The sequence below is a fragment of the Streptomyces xinghaiensis S187 genome, assembly GCF_000220705.2.
Classification (GTDB): domain Bacteria; phylum Actinomycetota; class Actinomycetes; order Streptomycetales; family Streptomycetaceae; genus Streptomyces; species Streptomyces xinghaiensis.
Genome location: NZ_CP023202.1, coordinates 2,452,878 through 2,473,205 on the forward strand (window position 1 = coordinate 2,452,878; position 20,328 = coordinate 2,473,205).

The window sequence follows — 20,328 nt, forward strand, 5'->3', positions numbered from 1 at the left end:
TGTCCGGAGCCGTGCCGTCCGGAGCCGCGCTGTCCGGGGCCGTGCCGTCCCCGGCCGCGGTCCCACCGCCCGGGGCTCCGCCGCCGTCGCCGCCGGGGGCCGTGGCACCGGTGGACGCGCCGTCCCCGCCCGCCGGGCCGCCGTCCGCCGCGCGGCCGTTCGCCGGCTCCTCCTCGGCGGCCCCCTCGCGCAAGAGGTCCGGGGCGCCGAACGCTGCCGCCCGGGCCCCCGCCAGCGCGGTCTCCAGCTCGGTGATCCGGGCGTCCCGCTCGGCCAGTTCGGCGGCGAGCCGGTCGAGCACGTCGTCGACGTCGGTCATGCGGTAGCCGCGCGCGGCCACCGGGAAGCGCACCGTCTCCACATCGGCGCGGCTGACGGGGCGCGAGAGGGGCAGCGGGTCGGCGAGCCGGTCCGGCTCGGCGTCCGGCAGCGCCGCGCCGTCGTCGCCGCCGACCACGGCGAGGGTGACCGCCGCGACCACCACGACCAGCGCGATGAGCAAGAACCAGAACACGACCGTCTCCCCGGATGCGTCGGCAGGGTCTGAGGGGACGATGGTGCCACGCTCCGCCGGACGCCGGGCAACCGGCCGGGTCCCGGGCACGCTCCGGCGGGCGGTCCCGAGAGGCTAGGGTCTGTCTGGCGCTCCGCGTCGGATCGGGCCGCGGCGCCCGGTGCCGGGGGCATCCCCCGCTCTTCGGGCCGTGGAGGAACCCCGCGAGGCGGAGGGCCGCCGGTGTACCGGACGGTGCGCGGGCGTGCCCGGTGACGCGGCGAGGTGCGGTGCCGGGCACCGCGGAAGGGCCGGACCGGCCCCGGAGCCGGGCGGCGGGCCCGCGCGGAGAGCCGGACGGGCCGGCCGGAGAACTGTCCCGGGGCCGGAGAGCGGTCCCACCGCCCGACGGGCGGCCGGAGGAGGTCACGAGTGGTGCTGCGGCTGGGGAAGCGCGAGTTCGGCGAGCACGAGCCGGTGGTCATGGCCATCGTCAACCGCACCCCGGACTCCTTCTACGACCAGGGCTCCACCTTCCGGGACGAGCCCGCGCTGGCCCGCGTCGAACAGGCGATCGCCGAGGGTGCCGCCATCGTGGACATAGGCGGTGTCAAGGCCGGCCCCGGCGAGGAGGTCACGGCCGAGGAGGAGGCGCGGCGCACCGTCGGCTTCGTGGCCGAGGTGCGGCGGCGCCATCCGGAGGTGGTGATCAGCGTCGACACCTGGCGCCACGAGGTCGCCGAGGCGGTCTGCGAGGCGGGGGCCGATCTGCTCAACGACGCCTGGGGCGGGGCCGATCCGCAGCTCGCCGCGGTCGCCGCCCGGTACGGCGCCGGCCTGGTCTGCACCCACGCGGGCGGCGCCGAGCCGCGCACCCGCCCGCACCGGGTGGCGTACGAGGACGTGATGGCCGACATCCTCCGGGTCACCCTGGGCCTGGCCGAACGGGCGGTCGAGCTGGGGGTGCGCCGTGACGGCATCCTCATCGACCCGGGCCACGACTTCGGCAAGAACACCCGGCACTCCCTGGAGGCCACCCGCCGGCTCGGCGAGATGACGGCCACGGGCTGGCCGGTGCTGGTCTCCCTGTCGAACAAGGACTTCGTCGGGGAGACCCTCGACCGGCCGGTCAAGCAGCGGCTGACGGGCACGCTCGCGGCGACCGCGGTCTCGGCGTGGCTGGGGGCCCGCGTCTACCGGGTGCACGAGGTGGCCGAGACCCGGCAGGTGCTCGACATGGTCGCGTCCATCGCGGGCCACCGGCCCCCGGCCGTGGCCCGCCGCGGACTGGCCTGAGCGGACGCCCGCGCCGGGACACCCGTGCCGCGCCGGGACGGCGCGGGCTAGGCCTGCCCGGTCTCCTTGCTCACCAGGCTCACGGCCTCGTCCACGTCGTCCGTCAGGTGGAAGAGGTCCAGATCGTGCTGTGCCGCCTTGCCCGTGCCGATCAGGGTGTTCTCCACCCAGTCCACCAGCCCCTTCCAGTACGACGTCCCGAACAGGACGATCGGGAAGCGGGTGACCTTGCGCGTCTGCACGAGCGTGAGCGCCTCGAACAGCTCGTCCAGCGTGCCCAGTCCGCCGGGCAGCACCACGAACCCCCGCGCGTACTTCACGAACATCGTCTTGCGGACGAAGAAGTAGCGGAAGTTCACCCCGATGTCGACGTAGTTGTTCATCCCCTGCTCAAAGGGGAGTTCGATGCCGAGGCCGACCGAGATCCCGTTCGCCTCGTAGGCGCCCTTGTTCGCCGCCTCCATCGTGCCGGGCCCGCCGCCGGTGATCACCGCGAAGCCGGCCTCGGCCAGGGCCCGGCCGATCCTGACGCCGTTCTCGTACTCCTCCGAGCCGACGGGCGTGCGGGCCGAGCCGAAGACGCTGATGGCCGGGCCGAGTTCGGCGAGCGTGCCGAAGCCCTCGACGAACTCGGACTGGATGCGCATCACCCGCCACGGGTCCTGGTGCACCCACTCCACGGGCCCCGGCTGCGTGTCCAGCAGCCGCTGGTCGGTGGTGGTCCGCTGGACCTGGCCGCGCCGCCGCGTCACCGGCCCCAGGTGCTGCTCCCGGCCGACTTCTTCCCGGGCTTCTCCCTCGGCACTGGTCACGGGCCGCTCCTTCCGAGACACCGCCTCCCGTGTCGTCCGGCGACGGGAGGATCTTCGCGGATCAGCGTATGCCCCGGCAGGTTGACGGCAAGGCACCTCAGGCCGTCAGCCAGGCGGACAACCGCTCCTCGCAGTGGTTGATCAGCGAGGCGAGCACGCGTTCGTCCCGCTTGTGCGCCAGCAGCGGTGCGCCCGGACCGTAGTTGACGGCCGGGACGCCCAGCGCGTTGAAGCGGGAGACGTCGGTCCAGCCGAACTTGGGCTGCGCCCGGCCGCCCACCGCCGCCATGAAGGCCGCCGCGGCGGGGTGGGAGAGGCCGGGCAGGGCGCCGCCGGTGTGGTCGTCGATGACGAACTCGGCCACCCCGCAGTCCGCGAAGACCTCCCGGACGTGCTGCTCCGCCTCCTGTTCGGTGCGGTCCGGCGCGTAGCGGAAGTTGACGGTGACCGTGCAGTCGTCCGGGATGACGTTGGTGGCCACCCCGCCCTCGATACCCACGGCGTTCAGCCCTTCGCGGTATTCCAGCCCGTCGATGACCACCCGGCGCGGTTCGTACGAGGCCAGCCGGCTCAGGATCGGCGAGGCCGCGTGGATCGCGTTGGAGCCCATCCAGGAGCGCGCCGAGTGCGCCCGCTCCCCCGTGGTGCGCAGCAGGACCCGGAGCGTGCCCTGGCAGCCGCCCTCGACCTGCCCGTCCGACGGCTCCAGGAGGACGGCGAAGTCCCCCTCCAGCCAGTCCGGATGGGCCGCGGCGACATGGCCGAGGCCGTTGAGTTCGGCGGCGACCTCTTCGTTGTCGTAGAAGACGAAGGTCAGATCGCGGTTGGGCTCCGGCACCGTCGCCGCGATGCGCAGCTGCACGGCGAGCCCGGACTTCATGTCGCAGGTCCCGCAGCCCCAGAGGTAGCCCTCGTCGTCCAGCCGGGAGGGCACGTTGTCCGCGATGGGCACGGTGTCGAGGTGGCCGGCGAGCACCACCCGCTCCGGGCGCCCCAGCCGCGTCCGGGCGACGACGTTGTTGCCGTACCGGTCCACGGTGAGGTGCGGCAGGGCGCGCAGCGCCGTCTCGACCGCGTCGGCCAGCGGCTTCTCCCGGCCGCTGACGGACGGGATGTCCACGAGGGCGGCGGTGAGGGCGGCGGCGTCCAGGGACAGATCGAGCACGTGTGGGTCCATGACGGCGACCCTAACCCGTCGGCGGGGGCCGCCCCTCCGGCCGCCCGGGGGCCGTCCTTCCGGGCACGGGCCCCGGCCTTCACGGCCGCCCGGTACCGTGTGCGGCGTGTCCAGCCGAACCGTTTCCGTCCGCCGCCGGCGCCTGCTGCGCGCGCTGGTGGCGTGCACCGTCCTGCTGGCCCTGGCCGGGTATCTGGCGGTGCACTTCCAGACCTCCGGACCGGGCTCGCCGCGCTGTGCCGTCAGAGCCGCGGGGCAGGACGGCGAACCGTACGAACTCGAACCCCAGCAGGCGGTGAACGCCGCCACCATCGCGGCCGTCGGATCGGCCCGCCGGCTCCCGGAGCGCGCGGTGACCATCGCGCTCGCCACCGCGATGCAGGAGTCCGGGCTGCGCAACATCCGCTACGGCGACCGGGATTCGCTCGGCCTCTTCCAGCAGCGGCCCACCCAGGGCTGGGGCACGCCGGAGCAGATCATGGACCCGGTGTACTCGGCCGGGGCGTTCTACGACCATCTGGTGAAGGTCCCCGGCTACTCCCGGCTGCCGCTGACCGTGGCCGCCCAGCAGGTGCAGCGCAGCGGGTTCCCGCAGGCGTACGCCAAGCACGAGCCGAACGCCGCGCTGCTCACCTCGGCGCTGACCGGCCGCGCGGAGGCGTCGCTGAGCTGCGCTCCCGGGGCCCAGGAGCAGCCGGGGGACCCGGTCCGGGTGCGGGAGAAGCTGCGGCGCGAGTTCGGCCGCGACGTGCTGGCGGGCGGCGCCGGCCGGGTCGGCGGGGCCGGGAAGAGCGGTTCGCCCGGCCCGGTGGTGAGCGTTCCGGTGCCGGAGACGGCCCCCGGCGGCCCGGAGCGGCGCGGCTGGGAGCTGGCCCACTGGGCGGTGGCGCACGCCCGGGAGCTGCGGATCGCCCAGGTCTCGTACGCGGGCCGGGTGTGGAGCGCCGCCAGTTCCGGCAACGGCTGGCGCCCGGAGGCGGCCGGCTCCTCGGCGGCGGCCCGGAAGCGGGCCGCGGCGGCCGTGGTCATCACCACCGTTCAGTAGTACGGAGGGTCGCCCGCCCGGGGGAGCCGCCCGCCGCCGGGCGGGCACCCGCGGGAGCGTCGCGGCCGGGCCCGGACGGAGCCCCGGGGCCCCCGTCCCACCTGCGGGGCCCGGGGACCGGCGCTCCCGCGCACCGGTCCCGTACGGCGCTCCGCGCCCCCTCCGCGGCCTGCCCCGGGGCGCGGCGCATTGCCAATCCTTTACCCCGGTGCGCCGCAACCTTCCCGCTCCTCACGCGGTAGTCACTGTGTCCGCCGAACGGACACAACTCCCCTGAAATCATCAGCTTTTCCCCGCCGAAGGAGCACCATGTCCCTCCCCCTCACGCGTCGGATCGCCCGAGCCGCGCTGCTGGTCGCAGCGGGCGCGGCTCCCCTCGTCGGCGCGGCCGGCCCGGCGCAGGCCGCCCAGCTGCCGGAGTCCGCCGGTCTCGGCGGGGTCAGCAACCTCGACGGCGCGGCCCTCGGGGAAATCCTCGACACCACCGCCCGGCAGACCACGGCCGGTGCCGTCACGACGCATGACAGCACCGTGGGGAACGCCGCCCTCCCGGCCGCCGAGGGGCTGCTCGACTCCGCCGTCGGCACCGCAGCCCCGGTCGCCGGGCAGACCGTCACCGGCAGCGGGGACACCGCCGGCACGCTCACCGAGGACACCGCCGGAGTGCGCCCCGGAGGCCTGCGGGTGCGGGAGTTCGCCGGTGGCCTCACCGACTCCTCGGGCGTGCCCGGCGTACCCGGGAGCCTCCCGGCGACCGAGGAGATCAGGACGCCGGCCGCCCCGAACGTGGCCTACAACAACCTCTCCGAGGTCAACGAGGCGGCCGGTGACCTGACGGCGAACGGCCCGCTGCAGCTCGGCGTCTGACCGGGACGGCCGCCCCGCCGCGGGCGGCCGGAGCCCGTACGGTCCACGGGCCGTGAGCGGTACGGACGGCAACGCCCGGCCGGGGATGCCCCGGCCGGGCGTTCCGCTGTTCTCCGGCGCTCCGGTGGCCCCCGTTCGTTCGTCCCGCGCCGCGGTCAGCCGCGCAGACGCTCCACCGCGGCCGCGACGCGCTCGTCGCTCGCCGTCAGCGCGACCCGGACGAAGCGTTCGCCGGCCGGGCCGTAGAAGTCGCCCGGGGCCACCAGGATGCCCCGCTTGGCGAGGTCGGCCACGGTGTCCCAGCAGGGCTCGTCCCGGGTCGACCAGAGGTAGAGGCTCGCCTCGCTGTGCTCGATCCGGAAACCGGCCGTCTCCAGCGCGCCGCGCAGGGCCGTGCGCCGTGCCCGGTACCGGGCACGCTGCTCCGCCACGTGCTCGTCGTCCGCGAGGGCCGCGACCGTCGCCGCCTGGACCGGTGCGGGCACCATCATCCCGCCGTGCTTGCGGATCTTGAGCAGCTCGCCCAGCACGGCCGCGTCCCCGGCGATGAACGCCGCCCGGTACCCGGCGAGGTTGGAGCGCTTGGAGAGCGAGTGCACCGCGACGACGCCGTCGAAGCTGCCGCCGCACACGTCCGGGTGGAGCACGGAGACCGGGTCGGCCTCCCAGCCCAGCTCCAGATAGCACTCGTCGCTGACGACCAGCACACCGTGCTCCCGCGCCCAGGCCACGGCGGTGCGCAGCTCCTGCTGGGAGAGGACCCGGCCGGTGGGGTTCGAGGGGGAGTTGAGCCAGAGGATCCGCAGGCCCTCCGGCGCCACATCCGCCGGCTCGTCGTAGACGACGGGTTCGGCGCGCGCGAGCCGCGCCCCGGCCTCGTACGTCGGGTAGGCCAGCCGGGGGAAGGCGACCCGGTCGCCGGGGCCCAGGCCCAGCTGGGTGGGCAGCCAGGCCACCAGTTCCTTGGAGCCGACGACGGGCAGGACGTTGGTGTGTTCCACGCCCCGCGCCCCGAGCCGCCGTCCGGCCCAGCCCGCCAGGGCGTCGCGGAGCTCCGGGGTCCCCCACACGGTCGGATAGCCGGGGCTGTCCGCCGCGGCGGTGAGCGCCTCGCGGATCACCTCGGGGACGGGGTCCACCGGGGTGCCGACCGACAGGTCCACCAGACCGCCGGGGTGCGCGGCGGCGGACGCTCGGTACGGTTCGAGGCGGTCCCAGGGAAAGACGGGAAGCCGGTCGGAGACTCCGGGCACGGTGCTCACTTCTCTCGGGCGTTCGGGGCGGCCGGACGGCTCCGGCGGGCGCCCCGGGGCGGCGCGGCGGATGCCAAGACCGCGGTCCCGCACGGCCGGGGTGCCGTACGGGACCGGGACGGCGCCGCGGGGTCCGCGGCTACTGGTTCTGCGGCGGGAGCGCGGCGATGAGCGGGTGGTCGCGCTCGATCAGGCCGAGCTTGGAGGCACCGCCGGGCGAACCGAGCTCGTCGAAGAACTCGACGTTCGCCTTGTAGTAGTCCTTCCACTCCTCCGGGGTGTCGTCCTCGTAGAAGATGGCCTCGACCGGGCAGACCGGCTCGCAGGCGCCGCAGTCGACGCACTCGTCGGGGTGGATGTACAAGGACCGGGAGCCCTCGTAAATGCAGTCGACGGGGCACTCCTCGATGCACGCCTTGTCCTTGACGTCGACACAAGGCTGCGCGATGACGTAGGTCACGCTGTCGTTCCTCCTCGGTAGGGCGGGCGGAGCGGTTGTCGTCTCCGCCGCATGGCGCGCGGGAGCGCGGCGTCGTCGATGCCCGCAACTAGTATCTCCGTTCCGGGGCACCAGTCGAACAGGAGGGGCGGGCACAGCTGTGGATTTCACCACCGGCGGACGCCTCACGGTCCGGATCACCGCCGCTGACGTGGGCAAAAGGGTATCGGTGCGGCGGTGGAGCGAGCCCGGAGCGCCGGGCGGGCGGTTCACCGACGCGGTCGGCGTGCTCACATCCTGGGACGGCGGTGTGCTGTGTCTCACGCGCCGGAACGGCGAGATCGTCCGCATCCCGGAATCCGCGCTGGCCGCCGGCAAGGTGGTGCCCGCGGCACCCGCCCGGCGCCGGGGCCCGGCCGCCTCCGCGGCCGAGCTGAGCCGGGTCGCGGCCCGCGCCTGGCCGCCCGCCGAGAGCGAGCCGCTGGGCGGCTGGACCCTGCGGGCCTCGGGCGGCTTCACCCGGCGCGCCAACTCCGTGCTGCCGCTGGGCGGTCCGGGGCTCCCGGCGGACGAGGCGCTGCGCCGGGTGGTCCGCTGGTACGCCGCGCGGGGCCTGCCCGCGTACGTCCAGGTGACCACCGGCGCCGGGGACACCCAGGAGGAGCTGGCCGCCACCCTCGACGCCCGCGGCTGGATCCGGGAGGTCTCCGCCGAGGTGCGGACGGCGGCGCTGGCCCCGGTCGCGGAGGCGGGGCCCGTGCGGGGCGTCCCGGCGGCCGCGGGGGCCGGGAGCGCCGCGCCCCCCGTCCGGCTGGCCCGTACCCCCGGCACCGCCTGGCTGCGGCGCTACCAGCGGTTCGCCGGTGACACCCCGGAGGTGCGGCGGGTGCTGTGCGGCGGGCCGTCCGTGTGGTTCGCCGCGGTACCGGCGGACGGGGCCGCAGGCGGGGCCGCGGACGGAGAGGACCCCGGCGGTGCCCCCGCGGCCATCGGACGGTGCGTGGTGGACGGCCGCTGGGCGGGCTTCTCGGCGGTGGAGGTGGCGCCGGAGCAGCGGCGGCGGGGCCTGGCGTCCGCCGTGATGGCCGCCCTCGCCGCGCGGGCCCTGGAGGAGGGCGCCTCGGCCGCGTATCTCCAGGTCGAGACGGACAACGGGCCCGCTCGCGCGTTCTACGACCGGCTCGGCTTCACCGTCCACCACACGTACCACCACTGGCGCGCGCCGGACGACGGCGGCCACTGAGCGGATAGGGCTTCCCCATGCCGGACAGGCCGGACGCACACGACCCCCGCGGCGCGGACGACGACGCGGGTGACCGGACGGCGGTCCGGCGCCGGTTCGCCGCCGAGGCCCGCGCGGAGCGGCCCGATCTGGCCCTGCTCTGCCTGCTGGTCGCGGCCGAGGCCGATCCGTCGCTGGGCGAGAAGGGCATCGACGCGGCCCAGATCGAGCTGGACCGGCTCGCCGGGGAGCTGCCGTACGCGCCCGGCGGCGGCGCCGCGGGCTGGGCGCGGGCGGTTGGCGCGCTCCTCGGCGAACGGTACGGATTCCGCGGCACCCGGGACGATTTCGCCGCCCTGGAGTCCTCCCTCCTGCCGGAGGTGCTGAGGCGGCGGCGCGGACTGCCGATCCTGCTGTCCGTCGTCTGGATCGAGGTGGCCCGGCGGGCCGGCGCGCCGGTGTACGGAGTGGCCCTGCCCGGCCATTTCGTCGTCGGCTTCGGCGACCCGGCCGGGACGGACGACGGCCGGGTGCTGGCCGACCCCTCGGAGGGCGGCCGGCCGCTGAGCGAGAGCGACACCGAACTGCTGCTGGCGGCCGTGACCGGTGAGCCGCTCACCTCCGCGGTGCTCACCCCGGCCGCGCCGCTGGACATCGTCCGGCGCGTCCTCGGCAACATCCGCGCCTGGGCCGCCGCCCGGCCCGAGCGCGGCGACGTCCGGCTGTGGGCGGTCGAGCTCTCCCTGCTGCTGCCCCACCACCCGGCGCGGCTGCGCCGTGAGCACGGGCAGCTGCTGGTCGGGCGCGGCGACTTCCTGACCGGCGCGGCCGAGCTGGAGACCTACGCGGAGGTGGCCGAGGCGGTGGACCCGGAGGAGGCGCGGGCGGTGCGGCGGGAGGCCCGGGCGGCCCGCGCGATGCTCAACTGACGCACCCGGGCGGCCCGTGCGCCCCGCCGTGCGGGAAACACCGGTCCGGCCCGGTACGCGCCGCGCACCGGGCCGGAGGAAACGCCTCCCCGCTACGGGGTGGTGTCGATGGTGACGGTGCGCCCGGCCGGGTCGGTGGAGCGCAGCGCCTCGCGGAGCGCCCCGGCCACGTCCTGCGGACTCACCGGGGTCTTGGAGCCGTTGCCGCGTTCGATGAGCACGCCGTCGAACACCCCGCCGTACAGGCTCTTGAGCACCTTCAGGTCGTAGGTGTCCACCAGCTTGCCGTTGACGGCCTTCATGGAGAGGAACTTCGGCAGCGAGTTCTCCGGGCTGAAGGAGATGGTGCGCGCCGGGTCCGTCCGCACGGTGACCAGCCCGGACATCGCGGGCTCGGCGAACTCCTTCATCGCCTTGTCGATCTCCGCCTGGTCCACCGCAGGCTGCCGTACGGTGCTGGGCAGTTCGACGGCCGCGCTCGCGCCCGTCTCCGTGCGCGCCCGGTAGGCGTCGGAGAGCGCGGTGACGGACTTGTTGACGTCCACGGCACGGTGCGGCTTGCCCGGGACGGGCACGGCCTTGCCCGCCTCGAAACGGATCATGCCGTCCTGCTCCGCGCCGCTCTCCCCGGCCAGTGACTCCAGCGCGGCGCGCAGCTTCTCCCGGTCCGTGACGATCTCGGCCTCCGCCTCGCGGGAACCGCCGAAGAGCGAACCGATCACGGAGACCGGGTTGTAGTCGCGCCCGGCGGCCTGCCGGACGCTGGCGTCGACGTCGACGTCCAGCCCGACCACGGAGGGCTTGAGTTCGTGCTGCTCCCCGGCCACGCGGACGGTCATCGGGGCGTCGACACGCCGGCCGAGCCCCTGGTCGAGCCGGTTGACGGCCTCCTGCCGGGAGATGCCGCCGATGTCGACCCCGGCGACGGTGGTGCCCTTCGGCACCTCGGCGTGGTCGAGCAGCAGCCCGGCGGCGTACGCGACGCCGAGCGCGGCGACGACCGCGGCACCGGCCAGGACGAGCTTGGACCGGCCCTTCTTCCGCGCGGCCGGGGCCGGGGCGGCGGCGCCGGGGGGCGCCGGCGGGCGCGGGGCCCCGGCGTCGTCGGCGGGCAGGGTCGGGAACGGGGACTCGCCGGCCGGCGGCACCGCCTGGATCCCGCTGACCAGGGTGTCGCTGGAGACCCGCTCCTCCGGTCCGCCGAAGGCGGGGTCCGCCGCGAAGCCGTGGTCCGCGCCGAACGGCGCGGGCGCGGGCGCGGCCGGGTCCTGCATCGGCCCGGGGGCGGCGGGGGGCGGGAAGCCGCCGTACGCGGGGGACGGTGGTGCGGAACGCGGCGCTCCGTCCCCGGCGGCCGGTCCGCCCGGGCCGCCCGGGCCGCCCGCCGGTGCTCCGGGGCCGGCCTGCCCGCCCTGGCCGCCGCTCCGGCCGCCGGCCTGCTGCCGGAAGGCGGGCGGCAGCAGCGGCATGTCGCCCTCGGCGGGGCCGCCGGTCGGCCCGTTGGGGCCCGCTCCGGGGACGGGGCCGACACGGGTGCCGTAGGCCGGGGTGGAGGTGGGATCGGCGTCCCGGCCGGGAGGCGGGCCGCCCGCGGGCCGGCCGCCGGGCGCCGCGGGACCGCCACCGTGCGCCGCACCGCCGCTGCCCGCACCGGCACCGCCGGGGCCGCCCGCCGCCGGGCCGCCCGGGATCGGGGTGCCCGAGGTGGGGGTCGGGGTCTTGCGGGGCGCGAACCAGTCGCTGGCCCGCTCTCCGCCACCCTGGCCGCCCGGCGCCGAGGGGTTCCTCCCCGGCTCCTCCCGTCCGCCGCCCGCCGCGGAAGCGGAAGCGGAGGGCTGCCGCTCCTCGGCGGGCTTGCCCGGTCCGGGCACGCCCGGCTTGGCCGCGGACGACCGGTCCTCGACGGGCGTGCGCATGACGACCGGGGGGATCGGCCGGGATCCGGGGATGTTGATTCTGATCCGGGTCGTCAGCGTGGTCTCGGTCTTCGGCTGCTCCTCCGGCTCGGGGGGCCGGCCGGCGCCGGCGGCCTCGGGGGCGTCCGGCGCGTCCTGCGGGGGGTGCAGCGACGGATACCGGCGCGTGCCGTAGGGCGGTGTCCCCGAGGGGTACGACGCGGCCCCGCCGTGCCCCTGGGGCCCGGAGGACGTGGTGTCAGATTCACGGCTCAAAGCTGGTTCTCCCGGTTGGCTCCGCCGCCCGTAGTACTCGCACTGGGCTCCCCCCGTGCCTGAGGCCGCGGGCGGGGGTTCTCCCTGCCGTAGGGCAGGGGAGCTCGGCGGCGCTACCACCATACTGGCCGATGCCCGCGCTCATACCGCGACCGCCGTATCGGCGCCCCGGGCGGGGAGCCCGCGCCCCCCGCCCGTCGGCTCGTCAGCCGCCAAGTGCCTTGGCTCCGGGGGCCGGTGGGGGCAGCGAGGGCACAGTGGTGCAGATCACAGCGGTCAACATCCCGCCCAGCAGGTAGAGATACGAGCCCACACCCGACCCGAACAGGAAGTCGCCCTCCGGCCGGGAGGTGGTCAGCGCCATCACGGCGAGCAGCCAGCCGCCGGCCGCCGCGCCCGGACCGATCCGGGTGCCGGTGGCCCGCAGCCCGCCGTAGCAGAGGGCTCCGACGGCCAGCAGCGCCAGCAGCAACCCGGCCGGGAACCAGGCGCCTTGGACGAGGGCGCCCGCCGCGCCGGTCAGGACCCCGAGCACCCCGAGAGCGGCGTACGCGGCGAGGCGCCCGGCGCTCACCGGCTCCCCCCGGCGTCCGGAATGCCCGCGAACAGATCGGTCTCGGGCGGATTGCCCGCCGGCAGTCCGCCCGCCGCCGGGCCCTGGACCAGACGGTAGTACTCGGTGGCCAGCAGCGGCTGCGCGAGGTTGTTCGACAGGGCGAAGCACTCCTCGCCCTTGGCACCCTCCGCACCCTCCGCGACGGCGATCTGCGTGGCGTGCGCCCGGAGGGCCGCCGCCTTCCGCCCGGCCCACTCGCCGCCGTCCACGGCCGTCGTGACCTGCTCCTCCTCCACCACCCCGGGAAGGTCCGCCACTCCGGCGACGCCGGGGAAGGGCAGGGAGGGGGCGGCCCGCAGCGCCGCCAGCCGCTCCTCCACCACCGGCCGCGGCAGGCAGTTCCAGTAGATCTTCCGGACGGTGTGCGGCTCGCCGAGGTCGCGGCGGTAGGCCCGCTCGGAGGCGAGCGCGGCGGCCCGCATGGCGACGCGGTGCGCCTGGATGTGGTCCGGATGCCCGTAGCCGCCGTCGGGGTCGTAGGTGACCAGGACCTGCGGGCGGATCTCGCGCATCACCTCGACGAGGTGCGCGGCGGCCTCGTCGGTGTCGGCCCGCCAGAAGGCCCGCGGGCGCCGGTTCTGCGGGAGGCCCATCATGCCGGAGTCGCGGTAGCGGCCCCGCCCGCCGAGGAACCGGTGGTCGGTGACGCCCAGTTCGGCCATCGCGGCCGCGAGCTCTCCCGCCCGGTGCGGACCGAGCGCGTCGTCCCGGTCGGCGGCCAGGGCGGCGAGCCCGGGCGGGATGACCTCGCCCTCCTCGCCCAGGGTGCAGGTCACCAGCGTGACGTGCACCCCTTCGGAGGCGTACTTGGCCATGGTCGCGCCGTTGTTGATCGTCTCGTCGTCCGGGTGCGCGTGCACCAGCAGCAGACGGCGGGCGGGCAGCGCCCGGCCACGGCCTGGAGAGGGCAGGTCAGTCATGCGCTACAGCGTACGAGCGAAAACGGCGCCGGGCCGTCAGAACTTCAGCCCCCCGATCATCCCGGCGACGTTGTTGGTCAGCTCACTGATGGTCGGGGCCACCGAGGAACTGGCCAGGTAGAAGCCCAACAGCATGCAGACCACCGCATGTCCGGCCTTCAGCCCGGATTTCCGGACCAGCAGGAAGACGATGATCGCCAGCAGCACCACCACCGAAATCGAGAGTGCCACGGCGGTTCACCTCCAAGGTATGTGCGGTCGGGGCGACGAGGGGTAACGCACGGGCGCCACAGTGTGGTTACCCATGATGCGCCACAGATCATAACGATCCGTTCCTGCGCACGAGCGGGTGCATCGCAGCAGAGAAGGGGCGCACGGACCGGGCGCCCCTTCAGCTCCGCCGGGCGTACGCCGGAGCACGGCCGACGGCCGGTCAGAGGCGGTGCGGCAGCGGTGCGCGGACGGCCCGCGGACGGCCCGGGGACGGCCCGGGAGCGGTGCGGGGTCTCGGCCCGGCGGGACCCGGCACGTAGGGTCGCCGCATGGACGGACAGCTCTCGTTTCCGCGGCAGCATGCCAGAACCCAGCGCTTCAGCCTGGGCGCGCCGCGCTCCTTCACCGTGTCGCCCGACGGCACCCGCCTCGTCTTCCTGCGGTCCCGCTCCGGCACCGACCGGGCGAACCTGCTGTGGGTGCACGATCTCGGCGAGGGGACGGAACGGATCGCCGCCGATCCCGCGGCGCTGCTCGGCGGCGGCACGGAGCGGCTGTCCCCGGAGGAGCGGGCGCGCCGGGAGCGGAGCCGGGAGGGTTCGGCGGGGGTCGTCGGCTACGCGGTCGACGCGGCCGTCGAGCTGGCCGCCTTCGCGCTCTCCGGGCGGCTGTTCGCGGCCGAGCTGCGGGCCGGGACCGCGCGGGAGCTCCCGGTGCCGGGCCCGGTGGTCGATCCCCGCCCGTCGCCGGACGGCCGCCACATCGCCTGGGTCGCCGGCGGCGCCCTGTACGCCGCGGCCGCCGACGGCTCGGACGTCCGGGCCCTGGCCGAGCCGGAGCACGAGCGGATCACCCACGGGCTGGCGGAGTTCGTCGCCGCGGAGGAGATGGACCGCTCCCGGGGCTTCTGGTGGTCGCCCGAGAGCGACCGGCTGCTGGTGGCGCGGGTGGACGAGACGCCGGTGCGCCGCTGGTGGATCGCCGACCCGGCGCATCCCGGCCGCGAGCCGGCCGAGGTGGCGTATCCGGCCGCCGGTACGGAGAACGCGGAGGTGACGCTCGCCTTCACCGGTCTCGACGGCTCGCGGGTGCCGGTGGAGTGGGACCGGGAGCGCTATCCGTACCTGGCGCGGGTGCACTGGTCCGCGGCCGGGCCGCCGCTGCTGCTGGTCCAGGCCCGCGACCAGCGCTCCCAGCTGTATCTGGCGGCCGATCCGGAGACCGGCGCCACCCGGCTGCTGCACGCGGACGAGGACCCGGTCTGGCTCGACCTCTTCCCCGGGGTCCCGGTGTGGACGCCGGACGGCCGGCTGGTGCGGATCGCGGACGAGGGCGGGGCGCGGGTGCTGATGGTGGGCGACCGCCCGCTGACCGGGCCGCAGCTGCACGTCCGGGCGGTCCTCGACGTCGGCGCGGAGGACGTGCTGGTGACGGCCTCCGCCGGGCCGGAAGCGGCGGAGCCGGGGACGGGTGAGATCCATGTGCACCGGGTCAGCGAGCTGGGGGTGGAGCGGATCTCGGAGGGCCCCGGGGTGCACTCGGCGGTCCGCTCCGGCGCGGTGACCGTGCTGGCCTCGGCCACGCTCGGCCACAGCGGCGCGGCGGTGCGGCTGTACCGGGACGACCGGCCCGCCGGGACGGTCATGTCGCTGGCGGAGCAGCCGGTGCTGACCGCCCATGTGCGGCTGGCGGAGTCCGGGGAGCGCCGCATCCCGTGCGCCGTGCTGCTGCCCACCGGCTACCGGGAGGGGGACGGTCCGCTGCCGGTGCTGATGGACCCGTACGGCGGTCCGCACGGCCAGCGCGTCGTCGCCGCCCACAACGCCTATCTGACCTCGCAGTGGTTCGCCGACCAGGGCTTCGCGGTGGTCGTCGCCGACGGCCGCGGCACCCCGGGCCGCTCCCCGGCCTGGGAGAAGGCGATCGCACACGATGTCGCCGGAGTCACCCTCGACGACCAGGTGGAGGCGCTGCACGGGCTGGCGAAGAGCTTCCCGCTGGATCTGGGGCGGGTGGCCGTCCGCGGCTGGTCGTACGGGGGGTATCTGGCGGCGCTCGCGGTGCTGCGCCGTCCGGACGTCTTCCACGCGGGCGTCGCCGGGGCGCCCGTGACCGACTGGCGGCTCTACGACACGCACTACACCGAGCGCTATCTCGGCCACCCCGCCGGGCGGCCGGCGGTGTACGACGCCAACTCGCTGGTCACCGAGGAGGGCGGGCTCTCCGGGGCGGCCGGGCAGCACCGGCCGCTGATGGTGATCCACGGGCTCGCGGACGACAACGTGGTGGCGGCCCACACGCTGCGGCTGTCCTCGGCGCTGCTGGCGGCCGGGCGCCCGCACGAGGTGCTGCCGCTCTCCGGCGTGACCCACATGACCCCGCAGGAGCAGGTCGCGGAGAACCTGCTGCTGCTCCAGGCGGGCTTCCTCCGCCGCTCGCTGGGCCTGGTCTGACGCCGGCGCCGGCCGGGGCGGTCCACGGACCGCCCCGGCCGGTTCTACGGCACCCGCACGGCCGTACGCCGTTCAGCCTGCCGTCTGTGGATATCGGGCTTGCTTCCATCAAGTTGCCCGGGTGTTAACGCGCTTGACGGCGATTCCAGCGGGAATGTCCGGCGCCGCGGTCCGGCGTCAAGCACACGGCGACCTCGATATCCGAAACCTTCTCCCAAGATGCCGGGGCGGCGTCTTTTCGGTCCGGGCGCCCTCTTGACTGGACCGGGGCTCCGCTGCAAAGTCGCGCTCACGTCAGGAAAGCGGTACAGACCAGTTCGGCGGAGACGTGACCACGGGGGCCAGCGCGATGACGAGCTTATCGAAGGCCTCGGCGGCCGGTGGCGGGCCGCCGGGGCCCGAAGCCCGGACGGCGGACGTGCCGGGCGGCCGTTCGCCGGGCCGGCTGATGTGGCGGCGCTTCCGCCGCGACCGCGCCGGGACGATCTCGGCCGGTGTGGTGCTCTTCTTCTTCGCCGTGGGCCTGCTCGCGCCGGTGATCTCCCACTTCTACGGCAAGGACCCGTACACCCGCTACGGGCAGCAGCGGGACGGGCTGCTCAACGAGTTCGGCTATCCGGTCGCGCCGAACGGCGGCATCTCCGGGGAATTCTGGTTCGGTATCGAGCCGATCCTGGGCCGCGACGTCTTCACCCAGCTCCTCTACGGCATCCGCACCTCACTGCTGGTCGCGGTCGCGGTGACGCTCCTGGCCACGCTGACCGCGATCGTGCTCGGGGTGGCGGCGGGTTATCTGGGCGGCCGCACCGACTTCCTCATCGGCCGCTCCATCGACCTGCTGATGGCCTTTCCCAACCAGCTGTTCTTCGTCGCCTTCATGCCGATCGTGGTCGCCCTGTTCGTGGCCGACACCGATGAGACGCCGACCTGGGTCCGGGCGGTCGCGATGGTGCTGGTGCTCTGGTTCCTGGGCTGGATGAGCCTGGCGAGAATCCTGCGCGGCACGGTGCTGTCGCTGCGGGAGCGGGAGTTCGTGGAGGCGGCCCGGGTGAGCGGCGCCTCCCCGTGGCGGATCATCCGCCGGGAGCTGCTCCCCAATGTGGTCACCCCGATCCTGGTGCAGAGCACGCTGATGCTGCCGAATTTCGTGACCGCGGCCGCCGGGCTCTCCTTCCTCGGGGTCGGGTTCATCGAACCCACCCCGGACTGGGGCCGGATGTTCGCCACCGGCGCCCAGGTCTTCGAGAACGACTTCACCTACATGTTCTTCCCGGGCGGCGCGATGGTGATCTTCATCGTCGCCTTCAACCTGCTCGGGGACTCCGTCCGGGACGCGTTCGACCCCAAGACCCGGCACTGATCCGGGCCCGGCGGCGCACACCGGGCGGCGAACCACAGGCCACCACTCAAGGACGGGCAGGTGCGACAGGCCATGAGCAGGATTCGGGCACGCGGAGGGCGCGCCGCCGTGGTGGCGCTGGCGGCGGGGGCGTTACTGCTCTCCGGCTGCAGCGAGGGCGGCGGAGGCGGCGGCGGGGACGACGGGAACGGCAAGGACAAGGGCGCCACGGCGCAGGCGCCCGTGCCGTTCGCCGACGCCACGGCGTCGACCGGGCCGGCGGAACCGATCGCCGGCGCCGAGCCGGGCGGCACGATACGGGTGCTCGCGCGGGACAGCTTCGCGCATCTGGACCCGGCGCAGATCTACGTCTCCGACGAGGGCAAGCTCGCGGCGCTCATCCACCGCCGGCTGACCACCGTCAAGATGGACAACAAGGGCGACTACTCGGTCGTCGGCGATCTCGCCACCGACAGCGGCACCCGCTCGGACGACGGGAAGACCTGGACGTACACCCTCAAGGACGGCATCCGCTTCGAGGACGGCTCGCCGATCACCTCCCGGGACGTCCGGCACAGCTTCGAGCGGCTGTTCGCCGACTTCGTCACGGAGGGCCCGACCTTCGTGCAGTCCTGGATGGCGGACGACCCGGAGTACCGGGACCTGCTGCCGGGCGGCCCGTACCAGGGCGACCACCTGCCGGACTCGGTCCTGGAGACCCCCGACGACAAGACGGTGGTCTTCCGCTTCGAGAAGCCGCAGAACGACCTGCCCTACGCGCTGGGGATGCCCGGCTACGGGGTGGTGTCCGCGGAGAAGGACACCAAGGAGAAGTACGACAAGGACCCGCTGGCCTCCGGCCCGTACAAGATCCAGTCGTTCAAGCCCGGCAAGTCCATGACGCTGGTGCGCAACGCCGAGTGGGACCCGGACACGGACGCCTCGCGCCACCAGTACCCGGAGAAGTTCGAGATCACCTTCAACCACCAGTACGAGGACTCCAGCAAGCGCATCCTCTCCGACACCGGGGAGAACCAGCGGGCCACCAGCTTCAACAACTCGGTGGACGCGAGCACCATCCCGCAGGTGCTGCGCGACGAGGAGGCCAAGAAGCGCACCATCTCCGGCTACCAGTCCTATGTCGCCATGTACGCCATCAACATGGACCGGATCAAGGACCACCGGGTTCGGCAGGCCATCGCCCACGCCCTGCCGCTCCGGGCGATCCTGGCCCCGTACGGCGGCTCGGCGGGCGGCGAGCTCGCGGGCGGCGTCATCAGCCCCCTGCTGCCCGGCTACGAGAAGGGCTACGACCCGTTCGGCAAGCTGGCGAAGCCGAACGGCGATCCGGAGAAGGCGCGGGCGCTGCTGAAGGAGGCCGGCAAGGAGGACATGAAGCTGGTCTACGCCTTCCGCAACGACAACGAGAGCCAGCAGGAGGCGGTCGCCGTCACGGACGCCCTGCGCGAGGCGGGGTTCGACGTGCAGCGCAAGGAGCTGCCGACCGACACCTACTACGACCGGGTCGGCAAGGTCGACAACGGCTATGACCTGTACCGCAACAACTGGGGCCACGACTGGGTGAGTTCGTCGACGGTGATCCCGCCGCTGTTCGACGGCCGGAAGATCGCCGACGGCTCGGCCAACTACGCGCACGTGAACGACGAGAAGATCAACGCGGAGATCGACCGCATCTCGGCCGTCGCGGACCCGGAGAAGGCCGCCGAGGAGTGGTTCGACCTCGGCAAGTACATCGTCGAGGAGGTCACCCCGGTGGTCCCCGCGTACTACTACAAGCAGATGCAGATCAGCGGTTCGAAGATCGGCGGCGCGGTCTACAACAATGACCTCAGCGGCCTCGACCCGAACAAGCTCTATCTGAAGCAGTGACGGCCCCCGGTGCGCGGGAGGCGCGGCCCGGCCGCCGGCCGGCGGGCCCGCACCCCCGCGCACCGGGACCTCCGCCGCACCGCGGCAGCGTCACCCGGCCGTCCGTCCGCCCTCCCCCACGTCTGCCCCCCACCCCCGCCGTCCCCGTCCCGGCCGTCCGTGTCCCGCGCGTCCCCGCGTTGGCCCGGCCATCCGCGAAAGCTGTCCACGCATGCTGAGATTCCTGGTCCGCCGGTCGCTCGGCGCCGTCGTCATCCTGCTGATCATCAGCGCCCTGACCTTCTTCCTCTTCTACAGCATCCCGCGCGACCCGGCCCTGCTCGCCTGCGGCAAGAACTGCACCCCGGACGCGCTGGAGGTCATCCGCCGCAACATGGGCATCGACAAGCCGGTGCCGGTGCAGTACTGGGAGTACATGGTGGGGATCTTCGCCGGCCGCGACTACGCGGTGGGCCCCTGCCCCGCGCCCTGCCTGGGCTACTCCTTCGTCGACAACACGCCCGTCTGGGACACCGTCCTCGACCGCTTCCCGACCACCGTCTCGCTGGCCCTCGGCGGCGCCGCGGTGTTCCTGACGGTCGGCCTGGGCACCGGGATGCTGGCCGCCGCCCGGCGCGGCACACTCGTCGACAAGATCGTCAGCTCGGGTTCGCTGGTACTGAGTTCGATGCAGATCTACTTCGTCGGCCCGCTGGCGATCGCGCTCTTCGTCTACCAGCTCGGCTGGCTCTCCCAGCCCGAGTACGTGAATCTCACGGACGACCCGGCCGGCTGGTTCGCGGGGCTGATCCTGCCCTGGTGCGTGCTGTCGATCATCTTCACCGCCAACTACACCCGTATGGCGCGCTCCACGATGATCGAGCAGTTGCAGGAGGACCACGTCAGAACCGCCCGCGCCAAGGGCATGGCCCGGCGCACGGTCTTCTTCCGCTACGCCTGGCGGGGCTCGCTCATCCCGATCATCACCATCTTCGGCGTCGACATGGGCTCCCTCTTCGGCGGCGCGATGATCACGGAGTTCACCTTCACCCTGCCCGGGCTCGGCCGGCTCGCCGTGGAGTCCGTCGTCAACACCAACCTCCCCATGCTCATGGGGGTGATGCTGTTCGCCGCGACGGCGATCATCCTGTTCAACATCGTCGTGGACGCCGCCTACGCGCTCATCGACCCGCGCGTGCGCCTGTCCTAGGAGA

Annotated in this window: 17 protein-coding genes and 1 pseudogene; 9 read left to right on the top strand and 9 right to left on the bottom strand. The window is 74.4% G+C overall.

What is annotated here, in order from left to right:
- Positions 1–115 precede the first annotated feature (115 nt).
- A pseudogene (locus SXIN_RS31720) lies at positions 116–514 on the bottom strand (DivIVA domain-containing protein); the annotation flags it as partial.
- Between the two features lie 414 nt (positions 515–928).
- Between SXIN_RS31720 and folP the strand changes: the two are divergent.
- Positions 929–1,789 (top strand): dihydropteroate synthase, encoded by an 861-nt coding sequence (gene folP, locus SXIN_RS10305; protein ID WP_039822482.1) that lies wholly within the window; start codon positions 929–931, stop codon positions 1,787–1,789.
- A 47-nt stretch (positions 1,790–1,836) separates the two neighbouring features.
- Here folP and SXIN_RS10310 read toward each other — a convergent pair whose 3' ends face one another.
- Together SXIN_RS10310 and dapE are read right to left on the bottom strand one after the other, a co-directional pair.
- Positions 1,837–2,601: an LOG family protein gene (locus SXIN_RS10310; RefSeq protein WP_019710193.1), complete on the bottom strand. Its 765-nt coding sequence runs from the start codon at positions 2,599–2,601 to the stop codon at positions 1,837–1,839.
- A 97-nt stretch (positions 2,602–2,698) separates the two neighbouring features.
- The gene (gene dapE, locus SXIN_RS10315; RefSeq protein ID WP_019710194.1) at positions 2,699–3,778 is read right to left on the bottom strand and encodes a succinyl-diaminopimelate desuccinylase; all 1,080 of its coding nucleotides are present in this window, start codon (positions 3,776–3,778) and stop codon (positions 2,699–2,701) included.
- 106 nt (positions 3,779–3,884) lie between these two features.
- Between dapE and SXIN_RS10320 the strand changes: the two genes are divergently transcribed.
- Together SXIN_RS10320 and SXIN_RS32905 are read left to right on the top strand one after the other, a co-directional pair.
- Positions 3,885–4,823, top strand: a complete 939-nt coding sequence (locus SXIN_RS10320; protein WP_095756901.1) for a VldE C-terminal domain-containing protein — start codon at positions 3,885–3,887, stop codon at positions 4,821–4,823.
- A 309-nt stretch (positions 4,824–5,132) separates the two neighbouring features.
- Positions 5,133–5,690 carry a hypothetical protein gene (locus SXIN_RS32905; protein ID WP_019710196.1) on the top strand — a complete coding sequence of 186 codons (558 nt, stop codon included), beginning with the start codon at positions 5,133–5,135 and terminating at the stop codon, positions 5,688–5,690.
- A gap of 155 nt (positions 5,691–5,845) precedes the next feature.
- Here the strand turns inward: SXIN_RS32905 and dapC are convergent, their stop codons facing one another.
- Both dapC and fdxA read right to left on the bottom strand, forming a co-directional pair.
- Complete coding sequence (dapC, locus tag SXIN_RS10330; protein WP_039822491.1) at positions 5,846–6,943, bottom strand: succinyldiaminopimelate transaminase; 1,098 nt, start codon at positions 6,941–6,943, stop codon at positions 5,846–5,848.
- 139 nt (positions 6,944–7,082) lie between these two features.
- Complete coding sequence (gene fdxA, locus SXIN_RS10335; RefSeq protein WP_019710198.1) at positions 7,083–7,403, bottom strand: ferredoxin; 321 nt, start codon at positions 7,401–7,403, stop codon at positions 7,083–7,085.
- A gap of 139 nt (positions 7,404–7,542) precedes the next feature.
- On the opposite strand from fdxA, the gene SXIN_RS10340 reads away from it, so the two are divergent.
- Together SXIN_RS10340 and SXIN_RS10345 are read left to right on the top strand one after the other, a co-directional pair.
- Positions 7,543–8,625: a GNAT family N-acetyltransferase gene (locus SXIN_RS10340; RefSeq protein ID WP_095756902.1), complete on the top strand. Its 1,083-nt coding sequence runs from the start codon at positions 7,543–7,545 to the stop codon at positions 8,623–8,625.
- A gap of 17 nt (positions 8,626–8,642) precedes the next feature.
- Complete coding sequence (locus tag SXIN_RS10345; RefSeq protein WP_019710200.1) at positions 8,643–9,533, top strand: transglutaminase-like and tetratricopeptide repeat-containing protein; 891 nt, start codon at positions 8,643–8,645, stop codon at positions 9,531–9,533.
- Between the two features lie 92 nt (positions 9,534–9,625).
- On the opposite strand, the gene SXIN_RS10350 is transcribed toward SXIN_RS10345, so the two are convergent.
- From SXIN_RS10350 to SXIN_RS10365, 4 genes are all read right to left on the bottom strand, one after another.
- A complete protein-coding gene (locus tag SXIN_RS10350) occupies positions 9,626–11,704 on the bottom strand; it encodes a peptidoglycan binding domain-containing protein (protein ID WP_192883576.1) in 2,079 nt (692 codons plus the stop codon).
- A 205-nt stretch (positions 11,705–11,909) separates the two neighbouring features.
- The gene (locus SXIN_RS10355; RefSeq protein WP_019710202.1) at positions 11,910–12,278 is read right to left on the bottom strand and encodes a DUF6113 family protein; all 369 of its coding nucleotides are present in this window, start codon (positions 12,276–12,278) and stop codon (positions 11,910–11,912) included.
- Positions 12,275–13,240, bottom strand: coding sequence for an N-acetyl-1-D-myo-inositol-2-amino-2-deoxy-alpha-D-glucopyranoside deacetylase (gene mshB / locus SXIN_RS10360; RefSeq protein ID WP_019710203.1), 966 nt, complete (start codon positions 13,238–13,240; stop codon positions 12,275–12,277). The genes SXIN_RS10355 and mshB overlap by 4 nt, the downstream gene beginning before the upstream one ends.
- 36 nt (positions 13,241–13,276) lie before the next feature.
- On the bottom strand, positions 13,277–13,471 hold the full coding sequence (locus tag SXIN_RS10365; protein WP_019710204.1) for a hypothetical protein: 195 nt from the start codon (positions 13,469–13,471) through the stop codon (positions 13,277–13,279).
- A gap of 311 nt (positions 13,472–13,782) precedes the next feature.
- Here SXIN_RS10365 and SXIN_RS10370 point away from each other — a divergent pair, with 311 nt between their 5' ends.
- The 4 genes from SXIN_RS10370 (at position 13,783) to SXIN_RS10385 (ending at position 20,324) form a co-directional block, all read left to right on the top strand.
- Complete coding sequence (locus SXIN_RS10370) at positions 13,783–15,906, top strand: S9 family peptidase (protein WP_019710205.1); 2,124 nt, start codon at positions 13,783–13,785, stop codon at positions 15,904–15,906.
- A gap of 349 nt (positions 15,907–16,255) precedes the next feature.
- On the top strand, positions 16,256–17,266 hold the full coding sequence (locus SXIN_RS10375; RefSeq protein WP_039822506.1) for an ABC transporter permease: 1,011 nt from the start codon (positions 16,256–16,258) through the stop codon (positions 17,264–17,266).
- A gap of 72 nt (positions 17,267–17,338) precedes the next feature.
- Positions 17,339–19,135: an ABC transporter substrate-binding protein gene (locus tag SXIN_RS10380; RefSeq protein ID WP_039822501.1), complete on the top strand. Its 1,797-nt coding sequence runs from the start codon at positions 17,339–17,341 to the stop codon at positions 19,133–19,135.
- A gap of 211 nt (positions 19,136–19,346) precedes the next feature.
- Positions 19,347–20,324, top strand: a complete 978-nt coding sequence (locus tag SXIN_RS10385) for an ABC transporter permease (RefSeq protein ID WP_019710208.1) — start codon at positions 19,347–19,349, stop codon at positions 20,322–20,324.
- The last annotated feature ends 4 nt before the right edge of the window (positions 20,325–20,328 follow it).